This is a genomic window from Trinickia diaoshuihuensis, from assembly GCF_003390925.1.
Lineage (GTDB): Bacteria > Pseudomonadota > Gammaproteobacteria > Burkholderiales > Burkholderiaceae > Trinickia > Trinickia diaoshuihuensis.
In genome coordinates this window covers 37101-52494 of record NZ_QUBS01000088.1, presented here as the reverse complement: position 1 = coordinate 52494, position 15394 = coordinate 37101, and the positions used below count along the sequence as shown (strand labels likewise).

The 15394-nt window shown below is 62.3% G+C and carries 12 protein-coding genes; 1 reads left to right on the top strand and 11 read right to left on the bottom strand.

The genetic code is table 11. The annotated features are described in order from the left end of the window. Nucleotides 1–3: 3 nt before the first annotated feature. The 8 genes from DXT59_RS26435 to DXT59_RS26400 form a co-directional block, all read right to left on the bottom strand. On the bottom strand, nucleotides 4–777 hold the full coding sequence (locus tag DXT59_RS26435) for an OBAP family protein (RefSeq protein ID WP_116140864.1): 774 nt from the start codon (nucleotides 775–777) through the stop codon (nucleotides 4–6). Between the two features lie 146 nt (nucleotides 778–923). After that, nucleotides 924–1802, bottom strand: a complete 879-nt coding sequence (gene purU / locus DXT59_RS26430; protein WP_116140861.1) for a formyltetrahydrofolate deformylase — start codon at nucleotides 1800–1802, stop codon at nucleotides 924–926. 121 nt (nucleotides 1803–1923) lie between these two features. Next, a complete protein-coding gene (locus DXT59_RS26425; RefSeq protein WP_116140859.1) occupies nucleotides 1924–3486 on the bottom strand; it encodes a methyl-accepting chemotaxis protein in 1563 nt (520 codons plus the stop codon). A 277-nt stretch (nucleotides 3487–3763) separates the two neighbouring features. Continuing rightward, nucleotides 3764–4048 (bottom strand): DUF3331 domain-containing protein, encoded by a 285-nt coding sequence (locus tag DXT59_RS26420; protein ID WP_116140857.1) that lies wholly within the window; start codon nucleotides 4046–4048, stop codon nucleotides 3764–3766. A 227-nt stretch (nucleotides 4049–4275) separates the two neighbouring features. Next, a complete protein-coding gene (locus tag DXT59_RS26415; RefSeq protein ID WP_116140855.1) occupies nucleotides 4276–5523 on the bottom strand; it encodes an NAD(P)/FAD-dependent oxidoreductase in 1248 nt (415 codons plus the stop codon). A gap of 261 nt (nucleotides 5524–5784) precedes the next feature. After that, nucleotides 5785–6990 carry a DmpA family aminopeptidase gene (locus DXT59_RS26410; RefSeq protein ID WP_205417482.1) on the bottom strand — a complete coding sequence of 402 codons (1206 nt, stop codon included), beginning with the start codon at nucleotides 6988–6990 and terminating at the stop codon, nucleotides 5785–5787. 176 nt (nucleotides 6991–7166) lie between these two features. Beyond that, on the bottom strand, nucleotides 7167–7931 hold the full coding sequence (locus DXT59_RS26405) for a hypothetical protein (protein WP_162878254.1): 765 nt from the start codon (nucleotides 7929–7931) through the stop codon (nucleotides 7167–7169). A gap of 322 nt (nucleotides 7932–8253) precedes the next feature. Continuing rightward, nucleotides 8254–8838, bottom strand: coding sequence for a TetR/AcrR family transcriptional regulator (locus tag DXT59_RS26400; protein ID WP_116140851.1), 585 nt, complete (start codon nucleotides 8836–8838; stop codon nucleotides 8254–8256). 127 nt (nucleotides 8839–8965) lie between these two features. Here DXT59_RS26400 and DXT59_RS26395 point away from each other — a divergent pair, with 127 nt between their 5' ends. Further along, nucleotides 8966–9754: a thioesterase II family protein gene (locus tag DXT59_RS26395; protein ID WP_116140849.1), complete on the top strand. Its 789-nt coding sequence runs from the start codon at nucleotides 8966–8968 to the stop codon at nucleotides 9752–9754. Nucleotides 9755–9830: 76 nt separating this feature from the next. Here the strand turns inward: DXT59_RS26395 and DXT59_RS26390 are convergent, their stop codons facing one another. From DXT59_RS26390 to DXT59_RS26380, 3 genes are all read right to left on the bottom strand, one after another. Continuing rightward, a complete protein-coding gene (locus tag DXT59_RS26390; protein WP_116140847.1) occupies nucleotides 9831–11096 on the bottom strand; it encodes a pyridoxal phosphate-dependent decarboxylase family protein in 1266 nt (421 codons plus the stop codon). 78 nt (nucleotides 11097–11174) lie between these two features. Further along, a complete protein-coding gene (locus DXT59_RS26385; RefSeq protein WP_116140845.1) occupies nucleotides 11175–14312 on the bottom strand; it encodes an efflux RND transporter permease subunit in 3138 nt (1045 codons plus the stop codon). After that, complete coding sequence (locus DXT59_RS26380; protein ID WP_116140843.1) at nucleotides 14312–15121, bottom strand: aspartate/glutamate racemase family protein; 810 nt, start codon at nucleotides 15119–15121, stop codon at nucleotides 14312–14314. The genes DXT59_RS26385 and DXT59_RS26380 overlap by 1 nt, the downstream gene beginning before the upstream one ends. Between the last annotated feature and the right edge of the window lie 273 nt (nucleotides 15122–15394).

The following is a 15394-nucleotide window of genomic DNA, read 5'->3' as shown; positions in this document are numbered from 1 at the left end:
GTATCAACGGCGAAAGGGCTGCTCGCATGCGCAGATTTGGACGGCGTGCCCGCTCTCCCATCCGTTGGCGCCGGGGATAAGTTCGGGCATCGGAATCGACTCGCGCAAGCGCCGGCGTTCCGATGACGACACGCCGATCTTGCAATCGCGATCCGCGACGCGTTGTTCGTCGATCTGGCCGTCCGCCGTGAAACCCATCATCAGTTGCGGGATGCCGAACGGGAAGTCGGCGCGATCGATCTGCCAGGTGTGAAAGGTTTTTCCGTAAGTCGTTACCAGGTCTTGAAAATAGGCTCGCTCGGCGAGCTCGGGAATCCCAGGCGCCACGAGCAAGCCCGATTTGACCTCGTGGTGATGGCTATGCCAGAGCCGCTTTTCATCGTCCGGCAAGGCGCGGAAACGTTCGGCGCTGATGATGTATTCGATCCCGATCAGCCTTGCGTCGGGGCGATTGGAATCGAAGATCACACATTGATGCAAGTCGTGCCGCAAATGCGTACAGAACTGAACGGCCGATACTTGGCGTCCCATATCGTCGGCGTAGAAATGGAAGCCGTTCAAATAGGTGCTCATCGCCTCCAGCGGGTACTTGCGCTGGATGACGCCTGATGCCGCGTCGAGCAGCCGGTGCTTGACCGAGTGCCCTTCGCCCGTGCACGCGGCCCTGGCGGCTTTGCGGCCGACGGCAACCGCGAGCGCGGCAGCAAAGCCGGCGCAAGCAGCCGCCGCGATCGAGCCGAAGGCGCTGCCTGGGCGAGAATTGGCGGAGTGGGCCATCTTGCCTCCTATGAGAGCGCGCCAGCACGGGACCGAGGGGCCGGTCCTTGGCACGTGCGATACCGCGGTAGCGGTCGGCGCCGTGCTTCGGCGTGCGCAAGCGCCGCGCCCGCCGGGCACGTTCGGAGGCGTTCTCTCGCGCCCGCCTACTGCAGCACCACGGTCCGCTCGCCGTTGATGAAGACGCGCCGCTCGATGAATGCCTTGACCGCGCGTGCAAGCGTGATGCATTCGACGTCGCGGCCGACCGCCAACAGCCGCTCCGGACTGTGCGAATGGTCGACGCGTTGCACCTCTTGTTCGATGATCGGGCCTTCGTCCAAATCGTCGGTGACGAAGTGCGCGGTCGCGCCGATGAGTTTCACGCCGCGCGCATGCGCTTGGTGATAGGGCTTGGCACCCTTGAAGCCGGGCAGAAACGAATGATGGATATTGATCGCGCGCCCGGCCAGCTTACGGCTCGTTTCTTCCGAAAGAATCTGCATGTAGCGCGCGAGCACCATCAATTGCGCGCCGCTCGTCTCGAACAAGTCGAGTAGCCGCGCCTCTTGGCGGGCCTTCGTGTCGGGGGTGAGCGGCAGGTAGTGAAAGGGCAAACCGTGCTGCACAGCCATCGGCTCGAGCGTCGTGTGGTTCGACGCAATGCCGACGATATCCATCTTCAGCTCGCCCATGCGCCACCGGAACAGCAAGTCGGCCAGGCAATGTTCGAGCTTGGACACCATGATGAGTACTTTGGGCCGCACGTCGGCATCGTGGATCGCCCACGTCATATCGAAATCGGTGGCGATCGGGGCGAACTGCGCTTTGAGCCGCTCGATGTCGAGCGGCGCGTGATGCGCTCGCGCGCCGTGGAAGACGCAGCGCATGAAAAAGCGCTCGCTCGCGTCGTCGTCGAACACGGTGAGCTCGTCGATGTAGCCGCCGTGTTTGTCGAGCAGGGCGACGACGGCGGCCACTTGGCCGGCGGCGCTCGGGCAAGCGAGCGTGAGCACGAATTGGTGAGAACGATCGGGAGTCGACATGAAAGTAGCCTGGAGTCTTCGGTGAGGTTCGCGTGATCGGACGGCCACGCGGCTCATTGAGTAGACCAGGCCAGACGTCCCGCCGATAGAACCGAATCGCCGCGCCGATGGTATCGGTGCGTCAACTGCCGTGGGGCGCCAGCCGGAAGCGGGCGACCGCTTCATCGAGGCGGCGGCTTTGGTCTTGCAACGACGCGGCGGTAGCCGACGCCTCTTCAGCCAGCGCGGCGTTGCGTTGCATCGCTTGTTCCATGTGCGCGACCGATGCGTTGACTTGTTCGATGCCGACCGACTGTTGCTCCGAGGCGAGGCTGATCTCCGCGATGATCGTGCGCACGCGTTCCACGGCATGCGCGAGTTCTGTCATCAATGCACCGGCCTCGCCGACGAGGGCGCTGCCGCCGTCGACCCGCTGCGTGGAATCGCCGATGAGCGTTTTGATTTCCTTCGCCGCCGATGCCGATCTTTGCGCCAGATTCCGAACCTCCGCCGCGACGACGGCGAAGCCTCGGCCGTTTTCCCCGGCGCGCGCCGCTTCGACCGCGGCATTCAGAGCGAGGATGTTCGTCTGAAAAGCAATGCCCTCGATGACGCCGACGATGCCCGCAATCTGCGCCGAGCTTGCCGAAATTGCATTCATGGTCGACACGACGCGCCCCATGGCATCGCCGCCCTTGAGGGCGATCTCCGCGGCGCTGACCGCATACGCTCGCGCATTGCGGGCATTGTCCGTGGTCTGCCGCACCGTGGCTGTCAGTTGCTCGATGCTGGCGGCTGCTTCTTGCAATGACGCCGCCTGCTGCTCGGTCTGGTCGGACAGCTCCATATTTCCATGCGCGATCGCGCGAGCGTCGCCGACGATCGACTCCGTGCTCGTGCGCACTTGGCTTACCGTCCGCGCCAAGCCGCTTTGCATCTCGCCTAGCCGAGTCAACAGATGGCCCATTTCATTCATGCGCCCGACCGACACGCCTTGTGTCAGATCGCCTCGAGCGATGCGCTCGAAATGATCCACGGCGCAATCGACCGGTACCACGATGGCGCGGGCCAACGCCCGCTGGGTCAGCAAGCCTGCGGCGACGGCGAGGGCGGCGGCGGCGCCGAGCACCCATAGGGCTCGGTGAAAGCGAAGGTCGGCTGCCGCGAAACGCGCTTGCTCGCGCGCCACTTGCAGATCCTCGAGCGCGGCAATGGCGTCTTGATACGCGGAAAATAGCGAGGATGGCGCTTCGCGCTGGGTCGCGAGAAAGTCGACCATATTGTCGGCATCCAATTGGGCGAGCGCCTTTTGCAGCGTTTGACTCATGAGCGCTTGCCGGCGCGCGAGCAACGTATCGTGCAGCGTCTGCTCGGCTGCGTCGGGTCGATGCAACCGCTGGTATGCGGCCAGTTCGTCGTTGCTTCGCGCGAGCAATCGATGCAGGCGCGCGATTTGAGCCTGGGCCGGCTGCCCGGCGCTAATCAATTGCTCCACCTCGCTCAAACCGCCGCGCAAGACCAGCAACTGCTCCGAACTCGTTTTCAGGTGAAGCAGCGAGGCCGTATCGTCCGCGTACATGGCGGCCAGGGCGGCGTTGCCCGCCGAGAGCATCGCGACAGCACCGGCGATGACCGCTACGAGCAAGACCGTGTAGCCGGCGATGGCGGCGGCGAGGCCGCCTCGAATAGACAGCGAGATTCGCATGACGATGATTCACGTGCGGAGCACCCATGTGGCGGGCAGGCGCCGGTGCGCGTGCGAAGACGGGGCAGACGGCGGCGGATGGGGCGCGAGATAACGGCGCTCACCGCGTGAATATCGGCAGTGGGAACGAGTCGCTTTTGCCGGTAAGCGACGGCTGTCTGATCAATTGCGACAGGGGGATCCGGCGAGAGCGTGCGGAGGCACGCCGAAAACGTCATAAACGGCAATGACGTACAACTACCGGAAATCGTAGTGGGGCCCAGCCGGCTAAATAGACTTATTCCTCGACCGAACGGCGAAATGCTTCGACGGAGATCATGGCCGCCGCATTGGCGGGGGCGGGACGTTCCGCGGGACGAAATACGGCATCGCCCCGGCGAATCGCCCGGCGCGAGACGATGCAAGTTCCCGATGAATTGGCCGAACGGCGGCGCCAGCGCTGTTCCCCGTAATGGCAGCGGCCGGGCTCTACCCAACGGATGATTAGCGTCGTGTCGGATTGTTCGAGAATTTCGATTTGGACGCGGCTTACGTCTATAGCGTGAGACTTTTTTGTCCTCATAGCAGCTCCTGGAATCGAGCTCCCTAAATGTATTCGGGTCCGGCCAGGATCGCCATCGTTATATCCGTAGAAACACAATTCTCCAAATGGAAATAATCGGGGGTGGCTTACGTTGTTTTGCACAAATCAGTACACTTTTTTGCACTGTCGTGTGGTAATTGCGGCATGTGGAATCTAAAGACGCGGAAAGCCCGGGCCTAGAACCGCCGCCGCTGTGCGCACCGGACTTAAAAGCGCTCCGGGCGATAGGGGCGAGGATCGGTAAAAGGCGTCGCGCCCGTCATCATTTCGGCAAGCAGGCGGCCCGTGACAGGGCCTAGCGTCAACCCGTGATGAGCGTGGCCGAACGCGAACCAAAGGCCGCGATGCCGCGGCGCCGGCCCGATGACGGGACGCATGTCGGGCGTACAGGGACGCAAACCGAGCCAAGGCCGTGGATCCAGGCGCTGCCCAAGACCGAAGGCGGGGCGCGCATAGGCTTCGGCGCGGTCGAGTTGAATGCCGGTGGGCGGGGCCTCGCGCGCGGCCAGTTCGATGCCGGTCGTCAAGCGTAAGCCGCGTTGCATCGGCGCGATCACATACCCTTGCTCGCGATCCAAAATGGGGCGGCCGAGCGGCACCTCGCGCGTCGCTTCGTAATGCATGTGATAGCCGCGCTTAGCCCGCAGCGGAATGCGATAGCCGAGCGGCGCGAAGACGAGGTCGGACCAGGGCCCGAGGGCGACGACGAGCTCGCGGGCCGAAATCGCCCCGTTGCTCGTTTGCACGGTCCAGGCGTCGTTTTCCGGGCGCGCCGTCGCGGCATCGCCCGACACGATTTGCCCGCCGTTGGCCTCGAATAGCGCCGCATAAGCCTTCGTGAGGGCAGCCGGGTCCGTCACGCTTGCGGGATCGCGCCAATGCAGGCCCGCGCAGAACGCGTCGGCGAGCGCCGGCTCGCGCTCGCGCAGCGCCGCCCCCTCGAGCGTATCGAGCGTCAAACCGTGCGCGCGGGCCAACTCTTCGGCATGTTTGGCGGCGGCCGAGTACTCGCTAGGGGTCCTAAACGCTTCGATCCAGCCCTGACGATGAACGAGGGCGGCGGCATCGGCGCCGGCGCGTGCGAGCAACGCATCGTGTTCGTCCACGCAGAGCCGAACGAGCGGCAGCATGTCGCGCGCGGCGCCCGCGAGGCGTTCGGGCGCCGACTCATGCCAGTAACGCGCGAGCCATGGAGCGAAGCTCGGCAGCGCTTTGTAATCCCAATAGAGATCGGTGGATTGGTTGCGGGCGTACCGGAGCAGCGCCCCGAGACTGCGCGGGAAAGCAAACGGCATGACGGCCGAGCGCTCGATGAGCCCGGCATTGCCGAAGCTCGTGCCTTCGCCGGGTGCGCCGCGGTCGAGGAGCGCGACCCGGCGCGAACGGTCTTGCAAATGAATTGCGCAAGACACGCCGACAATGCCCGCTCCAAGAACGACGACATCGAAATCCATGGGATCTGGTCCGGTTCGGTTGATCGGAAGTGCGGCGCGAAGAGCCGGCAGCGATGCGAACTGCTTAACTTTGCTTTGCGTTCGTTTTCATCGTTTTGTACGTGAACTGGCCGCTAGTCTAAGCCGTGCGTAACCGAAAGCAAAATGGGTCTTGCCTCGTCTACGGAGGCGAGCGCCAGCGGCCGAGGGCCGCGTCGCGCTTGCTTGCGCTCGCCTCGCGTGCGACGATTCGAAGCGCGGATCGAAATCGAGGCAGCGCCGTCAACCGGCTGTGTTTTGTCCGCGATACCGGGCGATGGTGTCCTTGACGACGCGAGGTGAAATTGCATCGAGTCGATGGTTGTCTCGGCCCGATACGGTCGAAGCCATGAGCATGGCGTTATAGACCGCCTCTTCGACTGCCTCGGAAACGGCTTGAAACAACGGCGAAACCATTTCGTTCGGAACTTCGGCGAACGTGGCGACGTTCTGGCGTCGCTCGCGTGTGCGCCGCACTGGCAATGCGGTGGAAAAGCAGATCGCGTAGTCACCGGAGCCGTTTGCCATTGATGAACCGGTCCGCGCGATGCCAAGAAAAGCACGCCGCGCCATGCGAGTGAGATTGCGATCCGATAGCGGGGCATCGGTGCCGATGACGATGACGACCGATCCGTCGCCGCCGTGATCGTCGATCTCGTCTTTGAGATAGTAACGGCCCAACAATTGACCCACAGGCGTGCCGTCGATCGATAGGGTGCCCCCATAGTTCGTTTGGACGAGCGCGCCCACGGTGTACCCGCCAAGGCCCGTTGGAAGGATCCGCGAGCTGGTGCCGATGCCGCCTTTCCAGCCGAATGCCTGCGTACCGGTTCCCGCGCCCACGGAACCCTCCATGACCGGACCATTCGTTGCCGTTCGTATTGCATCGAGCACGTGCTGTTTGAGGACCGCCCGCGCGCGGATATCGTTGAGATAGTGGTCGTTCGTCTCACCCACGACGGCGTTTACGGAGACGACTTGCTCGTTGCCGGGGTGGCTAAGCGTCCACTCGACGCAACCCGCAATGCCTTCCGCGACGGACAACGTATTGGTCAGAACGATCGGCGTTTCGATTTCTCCGAGTTCCTCGATCTGAGTTGACCCGGCGAATTTGCCGAAACCATTCCCGCGCGCGAAGCCGGCCGGCACCTTTTCCTGAAAAAGGTTACCCCCGTGCGGCAAGATCGCGGTGACGCCGGTTCGTATGGAATCGCCTTCGTTCAGTGTGACGTGACCTACCGCGACACCGGCCACGTCGGTGATCGCATTCATCGGGCCGGGCGAGAGGACTCCCGTCCGAATACCAATGTCGCGAGCGCGCGCGGGGCGGTTGGGCAAGATGTCCGGCACGCGTTCTGACGGCCCCGGCAGCGATGCAGCTGCAGCGGCGGGACGCGTGAGGTCGGTCGCGCTCGCAATAGTCGGCACCATCGCAACGAGTGCCGTCATAAACCGGCGCCGACCGGGCGATGCCGAGGCGTTATCGTCGACTGGGGGCGTGCGCTTGTTCGCTTTTGCCATCGATGGTCTCCGAAATGATGACGTAATCGAAAAGAAGCCGTCACATTACACGAGACCTTTCCGCGCATCGAAAGTGCGCGCGAGTCGGCATTGCCGCGGAGGTGTCAGCTCGACCGGAGGATGGTATGAAAAAGCTGATCGTAATACGCGACCTTCCAGTCGAGAAAACCGGAAATCGCTTCGGCCTGACCCAGCGTGTCAAACGGTTGCTCGCGCAATGCAGCATGCAGTGCCGCTTTAATGGAATGATCCGCTGAATCCGATGACACAATATTGTCGCAATTTTGTGGAATGATCCCGAGCCTCAGGCATCCAACGCGAACCCGTTGGTAGATATTGGATTGAATGAGCAGGATTACCGATCCCATTCTCGATCGGTTAAGAAGATTGCCCCAGTCGCTTGGGAGCCCATGATGCGGTACATTGATATGCAGCCTATCCTGCTGTTCTAAAACCGTGTCGTCACGTGAAAGTTTCGACATCAGATATTGCAGTAAAACGAGATATCGATTCCCGCTGGAGTGACTGGACGCGGTGCCGTCCATCCGTGCGAAAGGACAGTACCCCTGGGTGCCAAGCAGCGGCGGCATCGGCTGGGCAGAGGTCGGGACGCGAGGCGCGTCAAGACCAAGCAGGAGATATTCTCGACTGATCTCGGCGTGCACGAATGCGCTGATCTCGGGGCGCTGCGCGGTTGTTTCGATATAGTCGAAGATCGGATGCGACAGAATGAGATGGTCGCAAACACACTCACTGACGGTTTCAATCAACTCGAATAAGCAAGGGCTCTCGGAGTGATCGCGTAGCCCGTGAGCTTTCGACTCAAAATATTTAACGGTCGTTTTTTTTCGTTGTGGCGTCGAATCCATGGCTTCGCTCAAGCGGCAGTGAGGTGCTGAGTATTCCCGCATGCAGTGTCAAGCTCGAGTGCCAATTGTATGTCTTATGAGAATTGTTCTCAACAAAAAAAGAGAAATTACAAAATACATTCAGAAATATTATATTTGTAATGTATTTGTTCGGGCCACTCGGAATGTAAATTCCGAGTGGCGATATCCATGTGAAGCATGAGAGGCGAAAAAGGTTTTTTGGGGCTGTTTGCGTTACAGCGTACGCCTTGCGGGAAGTGCATTGACGAACGCCAATCCCCTGCTGACCATCAGCCCGGTCAGGGCGCGACGGGGGCTGGCGTTATACCGTGATGTTCAGCTTGCTCGACGCCAACTCGAGCGCGACAAGGCGCTGCGTCGCCTGCCAGGCATCTTCTTCGATTGCTTTCGTGTCGCCGACTTGTCTGGCGATGATCGCGCCATCGAGCAGCATTACGATTTGACGCGCCAGTCGCGCCGCCGTCTCGTTGTCGAACAGTTCGGCCAGCAGATCAGCGATAAAACCGCGCAGCCGCTGTTTTTGAGTGGTGGCGATGTCGATGATCTCGTTGCGGTCTGCGTGGTATTCGGATATCGCACCGATGAATAGGGTGCTTTGGTGCCCGGGCGCCTTGAGCATGCGCGCTTGCCACGCGAAGACAGCCTGGAGCCGTTGCATGGCCCCGGACTTTTTCATCACCCATTGCTCGAGCGACTGCTGCGCTTGCTCCATGCTCTGAAGCAGCACTTCGACGACGAGCGACTCCTTCGAGGAGAAGTGGTTGTACATTGTCATCTTCGCGACGCCGGACTCTTCGGCGATACGATCCACGCCGACGGCATGATAGCCCTCGGTGGCGAAAAGGCGAGCGGCGGTATCGATGAGAGCTTGCTTCTTGACGCTCATGGGGTAAGTTGCAACGAGAAGTGCGGAAAGAGCTGCAACACTAGCGGCTGCGAGCCTAGTGTGCAAGCGTCATTATATACCGACCTGTACGGCTACAAAAAAGTCATCCAACCTATCGAACGTCCTCATGAACGATCCTCAGTCGTGGCTACCGGTCATCAATCAATGCGAATCCCCGATCGCGCGCCTTGTCTGCATTCCCTATTCAGGGGGCGATATCCACGCTTATCGGCCCTGGGCCGCACTGATGCCGGCCGGTATCGAGCTTCGGGCGGTGCAATTGCCGGGACGGGGCAAGCGCTTGAACGAACCCCAGCCGACCGATCTGACCGACGTCGCGGCATGTATCGCCTCGGCCATCGAACAACTCGATCCCTTGCCGCTCGTCCTGTTCGGACACAGCATGGGGGCCGCGCTTTGCTACGAAACCGTATGCCGGCTCGAGAAGGGGGGCAAGCTCGAGCACCTCAAGCACGTGTTCTTGTCGGGGGGTAGGAGTCCCGACCATCATGCACGAAAACCCGTAGCGGAGCACGACGTTTCGGACGACGAGATTCGCGAGCGCTTGTTGCGTTATCAAGGTACACCGCTGGAGCTGCTCGAAAATAAAGATTTGTTCGACCTATTCCTTCCGATACTGCGGGGCGACTTCCGTATGATGGCGGGCTATCGTCCTGTCGAAATGCCGGTGATCCAGGCGCCGGTGACGGTGTTCTCCGGTATCGACGAGCAGATCACGGCGAAGCAGCTCGATGCTTGGTCCGTTTATGCCGGCGGGTATTTTTCGAAGTTTCGCTTCGACGGCGGGCACTTTTTTATTCATTCGGCGCGGCCGCGTGTGATCAAGCGAATCTTTCAGGAAGTCGAGGCGACCACGGGCTTTCGTCGGTGGCGTCACGCCGCGCTGCCCGTATAGCGTTCGGCGGCGGGGCGTTCTTTCTGTCCGTTCCGGCGGCGCGGTACCGATCGCGCCGCCGCGATGACGATATCGATCAGTAGGTGACGACCTTGCGCTCGCGCGCGGCGGTTCCGCTTTCCAGTACGAACGCCACGCTGGCTCGAAGGTCCTCGAGATAGTGCTCCACGATAGGTTCGTGCGCGGGCGTGATCGTCATCTGCAACGCGCACGGCTCGGCGACCCGGCTGATATACCAGCCTTTCTCTTCCATCTGATCGCCTATCGCGAAAATGTCGGCTCCCTCCGACGTGTACGACAAAAGCCCGAGTGGCTGATGGCCGAGCAAGTGTAGCCCGTCGATCGACTTGATACCGCGATGCAGAGCCTCGCGCGTGGCCAGCACGCGTCGCGAGAGTTCCATGTAGCCTTCCTGGCCGAGGAAATGCATGACTGCCCAAGCGGCGGCCACCGCCCCTCCGGAACGTGTGCCCGCAAGCGTTTCCGTCCGATAGCGGCCCTTCGGCCAGGCGTCGAATTCGAAGTGGTGACGGTCGCGATCTTGTGCATCGGCATACAGAATCGTGGACGCCCCCTTTGCGGCATAGCCGTATTTGTGCAGGTCCGCAGAGAGCGAACGCACTCCGGAGACACTCAAGTCGAACGCAGGCAGCTCGTGGCCCAGCATCTTGGCGAACGGCGCAAGAAGGCCGCCTATGCAGGCATCGACATGCAGCCAGATGTCGTGTTGGCGTGCCACGTCCGCAATCGCCCCGACCGGGTCGACCGTACCGAACGGTAGAGACGGGAACGACGCGACGGTCATCATCGTATCCACGTCGATATAGCAGGCCAGCACGTCGGCGCTCGCTCGGTATGACGCGTCGATCGGATAACGTCGAACTGCCAAGCCGATCAGCTCCGCCGCCTTGTCATAGGCCGGATGAGCGCTTTCCGGCAACAACAGGTGCGAACGCGGCGTACGCCGCCCGGCCGCCTCGAACCACTTGGTCGCGGCGCGTACGGCCAAGATGATGCTTTCCGTGCCGCCCGACGTGAAGTTGCCCGCGGCGCGCGGCCCGCCGCCCAACAGGTGCAACACCATCGCGAGCACCTCGTCTTCCATCCGGCGAAGACTCGGGAACGCGGCGGGGGCGAGCGCATTCTCGCTCATGAACATCGTATAGGCTTCGCGTGCGACCTTCAGTACGTCGTCGCCGGCGAAATAGACATGCAGGGGGGTGCGTCCGCCGCGCCAGTCGGCGTCGTCGACACGCATCGAGAGCATGCGTTCGCGCAGGGCGGCCCAGTCGGTCCCATTGGCGGGTATGCCGGGGGCGGGCGGGAAGTGCGGTCCAGACATTGTCGATCCTTGATAAGGGCGAGTATGTTGCGGTGGGAGGGGCAAAGGCCAACGGCCAGAAAGCACGAGTACGAGCGGTCAGCGCTCTTCAATGCCAGGCGGCGAACCGGTTGCCGCTTGGGGCGAGTGTCCCGCCTTGCGGATGCGCGCCAGCATCAAGAACACGACGGGGGTGGTGTACAGGGTCACGAGCTGGCTCAATACGAGCCCGCCCACAATGGTCAGGCCAAGCGGTTTCCGAAATTCGGCGCCGTAGCCCGTCCCGACCACGAGCGGCAAGGCCCCCAGCAGGGCGGCCAGTGTGGTCATCAGTATGGGCCGCGCTCGGACGAGGCATGCTTCGTGAATGGCGCTGCGTGGATCGTGTCCACGCTCGCGTTGCAACGTGAGCGCGAAATCGACGAGCATGATGGCGTTCTTTTTGACGATGCCGATGAGCAGGATGAGTCCGATCAATGCCATGACGCTCAGCTCGATATGCAATGCACTGAGCGTCAAAAGCGCGCCGAGCCCAGCGGGCGGCAGCGACGAAAGGATGGTCAGAGGATGGATCAAATCTTCGTAAAGGATGCCGAGAATCAGATAGACCGCCGCAAGCGCCACGGCGATCAACAGCGGCTCCGCCTTCAGCGATTGCTGGAAAGCTTGTGCCGAGCCCGTGAAGCTTCCGCTGATGCCGCTCGGTAAGCCGAGCTTCGCGATGCTCGCGGTGATCGCGCGTGTCGCGTCGCCGAGCGAGGTGCCCGGCGAGAGGTTGAACGAGATCGTTTCGGAGGGAAACTGCCCGGTGTGATTGATGAGCAGCGGCGTATGGCCCTGCCGCACGGTGCCGAAGGCGCTCAGGGCGGCGAGCGACGCGCTTGCCGGCTCGCTGCGCTCGTCGTGGGCGCCGCGTGGCGCTTCGCATGCGAGACAATCGGCCGGGATACGCAACCGCGCCAATGCATCCTTGCCGGACCACCGCAGGGGATCGGCTTCCATGACGAGGCGATACTCGTTGCCCGGCTCGTAGAGCACGTCGAGACGGCGCTGCCCGAATGCGTCGTATAAGGTTTCGTCGATCCGGCTGACGTCCGTGCCATAACGCGCGGCCAGTTGCCGGTTGATCTGCAAGAAGGATTGCCGGCCGCCCATCGCCGCATTGCTGTTGACTTGCATCACGCCGGGGGTATGGCGGACGGCTCGGATGAGGGCCGGGCTCCAACGGTTCAATTCGTCCAGATTTTCGGCGCTGAACGTGTATTGATATTGCGCGGCGGTTCGACGTCCCCCCAGCACCAAATCCTGTGCAGGCTGCAAATAGAGGTGCAGATCCGGTATCGACGTACTGCGTTTGAGCACCCGGGCGATGACCTCATCCGATGTCGCGTGGCGCGCCTGCTCGGGCTTGAGGTACATGAATACCGTGGCACTGTTGGGTACGAGCCCCGTTCCCGCGTACCCGAGCGCATTGGCAACGTCGGGGTCGCGCCGGATTTCTTCGATGACCTGCTGCAGTTTCTGGTGCACGTCCGAGAACGAGCTCGCTTGCGAAACGTAGAGAACGCCGCCGATGCGCCCGGTGTCTTCCAGCGGAAAGAAGCCTTTCGGGATGAAGGCAAAGAGCGCGGCGGTGGCGGCGGTCGTGCCAAGCGCAACCGCCAGCACGAAACCGCGGTGATCGAGCGCCCACGACAGCGATCGATCGTAGAAGCGGATCAGTGGCCCAGCCCGGGCCGGGCCGTGCCCGGCATCGGATCGCCCGCGAATGAACAAGCGGCACATCATCGGCGTGAGCGTTAGAGAGAGCAGCATCGAAAGCGCGACGGCCACTGACATCGACACGGAGAATTCGCGAAACAATCGCCCGACGATGCCCCCCATCAGCAGCAACGGAATGAATGCCGCGAGCAGCGACAGCGTGATCGAGAAAATGGTAAAGCTGACTTCGGCCGTCCCGTGGATCGCCGCCTCGAAGGGCGTCTTGCCTTGCTCGACGTGACGCATCACGTTTTCCACGACGACGATCGCGTCGTCCACGACGAAACCCGTGGAGATCGCAAGCGCCATCAGCGACAAAATATTCAGGCTGTACCCGACTACGTACATAACCGCGAAGGTACCGAGCAACGCGAGCGGCAACGCGATCGACGGTACGATCGCCGAGCGCCAATCGCGAAAGAACGCCATCGTCACGAGCATCACGAGTCCGATCGACAATGCGAGCGTGAACTCGATGTCGGCCAGCGAAGCGTGGATCGCGGGCGTCCGATCGCCGATCAGCGAAATGTCGATGTCGGCGGGAATCGACGCCTTGAGAAACGGCAGTTGCGCCTTGATCGCCGCGACGGTGTCGATGATATTGGCGCCGGGCTGCTTGTATACGATCAACAGCACCGCGCTCTTGCCGTTCGCAATACCGCTGTTGCGTACGTCCTCGACCGAATCGTGCACGCGCGCGAGGTCGGATAGCCGAACGACGCTGCCGTTTTGCGTTCGAAAGTAGAGCTGGGCGAATTGCTTCGCACGCAGCAAGTTGTCGTTGCCGTCGATCGTATACTGGCGCGTGCCGATGACTACGCTGCCGAGTGCGCGCGCCGGGGCGGCATCGAGCAGAAACTGCCGCATGTCCGCAAGCGCAATGCCATGTTGCGTCAGTTGGTCGGGGTCCAGCTCGACCCGCACGGCGGGCAGTGCCCCGCCGCCCACGCCTACCTCGCCGACCCCGGGCGTGCGCAGCAAGCGCTGCTGTAACACGGTGGAGGCGACATCGAACATCTCGGTGGGCGACGCGCGCGCTGACGTCAAGCTGAGCACCATGATCGGCGCATCGGCGGGATTGGACTTGTAGTACAACGGGTTTTGCGGCATGTCTTTCGGCAGATCGCTCTTGGCCGCGTCGATCGCGGCCTGCACGTCGCGCGCGGCGCCGTCGATGTCTCGATCGAGCGCAAACTGTAGAACGATGCGGGTGAAGCCGACTTCGCTGACCGAGGTCATCTCGCTGACGCCGGCAATATGACCGAGGCGCCGCTCGAGCGGCGTGGCGACCGCGTTCGCCATAGTTTCCGGGTCGGCGCCCGGCAGGGCTGCGCGCACGCTGATCGTCGGAAATTCAACTTCGGGCAACGGCGCCGCCGGGAGCGCGCGAAACGACATAAAGCCGGCCACGGCCAACGCGAGGGCCAACAATGCCGTGCCGATCGGCCGCGTGACGAAGTATCTCGCGAAGCGCATCAGGCGACGGTCTCGCAAGGACGAAACGCCTCTTGCGCGAGCGCAAAGGCGAGCGCGGCGGTCGCGTCGATCGCTCTGCGCCGGTCCAGCCACTCGGCCTGCTGAAGGGCAAGCGGCAGTTCGGTACATGCCATGACGATGCACTCCGCGTGCTCGAGCAGCGCGCGGGCGACGCCGTCGGCAAGCGTGCGCGCTAGCGAATAGTTACCGGCCTTCACGCCGTCATAAATGGCTCGCTGGATGTCTTCGCTTTGCGCGGGCGTCATATCGACGACTTCCACACCATGGCGCGCCATGCTCTCGTGATACAGGCCCGATGCGCACGTCACAGCCGTGGCCATCAGCGCCGCGCGCCGGAACCCGCCGCGGGCCACGGCTTGCGCCGCGATTTCCGCGATGTGCAGCACGCGAGCAGGCGCGCTGGCGAGCGCGATCTGGGGATACCACAAGTGCGCGGTGTTGCACGCAATGCCCAGGGTGGTCGCGCCCGCTTCGATGGCGACTCGGCAGGCGTCGACGATTCCCTCCAGCGGATCGGGGCCGCCGTGTGTGATCGCACGGCTACGGTCCGCGATCGGACGCTGAATCAGCAGATGCGGCGGATAGAGCTGATCGTTGATTGGCAACCCACGGGTGGTCAGCCATTGCCGGCATGCCAAGAGAAACTGCGCGGCCAAATCCACGCCGGCATCGGGCCCCATGCCGCCAATGATTCCGATGGTGGCAGGCCTGCTCACGGACCATGTCGCGCCCGCGGGCGGGGCAACGGGCCTTTGCGCGGCTTCGGCGGGCTGCCGTTTCGGATGCATTGCGTCACTCCTCTCACGAGTGGATGTGGCGATCTAAATTATACTGACCTGTACGCAAAAAACTGACCTTGAGGAAAGCATAAACGGCGATCGAAGTTGCGTCAACGCGATCGGAAGGCGTTGTGTCGATGAGCGGGTGGAATTGCGCAAACGCGCGGAGTTGCGCTAAATTCGCGGCGTTTGTCACGGATTTGACGACCTCTCGAGGTAGGCTTGCGGCGCGCGCGTTCGACGCAATCGAACGTCATCGTCATTCGATGCGATTTTGTACTG

Coding starts and splice junctions, on each gene's coding strand:
- DXT59_RS26405 (WP_162878254.1), bottom strand. CDS start 7,931: ATGGATTCGACGCCACAACGAAAAAAAACGACCGTTAAATATTTTGAG.
- DXT59_RS26420 (WP_116140857.1), bottom strand. CDS start 4,048: ATGAGGACAAAAAAGTCTCACGCTATAGACGTAAGCCGCGTCCAAATC.
- DXT59_RS26425 (WP_116140859.1), bottom strand. CDS start 3,486: ATGCGAATCTCGCTGTCTATTCGAGGCGGCCTCGCCGCCGCCATCGCC.
- purU (WP_116140861.1), bottom strand. CDS start 1,802: ATGTCGACTCCCGATCGTTCTCACCAATTCGTGCTCACGCTCGCTTGC.
- DXT59_RS26380 (WP_116140843.1), bottom strand. CDS start 15,121: ATGCATCCGAAACGGCAGCCCGCCGAAGCCGCGCAAAGGCCCGTTGCC.
- DXT59_RS26395 (WP_116140849.1), top strand. CDS start 8,966: ATGAACGATCCTCAGTCGTGGCTACCGGTCATCAATCAATGCGAATCC.
- DXT59_RS26410 (WP_205417482.1), bottom strand. CDS start 6,990: ATGACGGCACTCGTTGCGATGGTGCCGACTATTGCGAGCGCGACCGAC.
- DXT59_RS26415 (WP_116140855.1), bottom strand. CDS start 5,523: ATGGATTTCGATGTCGTCGTTCTTGGAGCGGGCATTGTCGGCGTGTCT.
- DXT59_RS26435 (WP_116140864.1), bottom strand. CDS start 777: ATGGCCCACTCCGCCAATTCTCGCCCAGGCAGCGCCTTCGGCTCGATC.
- DXT59_RS26390 (WP_116140847.1), bottom strand. CDS start 11,096: ATGTCTGGACCGCACTTCCCGCCCGCCCCCGGCATACCCGCCAATGGG.
- DXT59_RS26400 (WP_116140851.1), bottom strand. CDS start 8,838: ATGAGCGTCAAGAAGCAAGCTCTCATCGATACCGCCGCTCGCCTTTTC.
- DXT59_RS26385 (WP_116140845.1), bottom strand. CDS start 14,312: ATGCGCTTCGCGAGATACTTCGTCACGCGGCCGATCGGCACGGCATTG.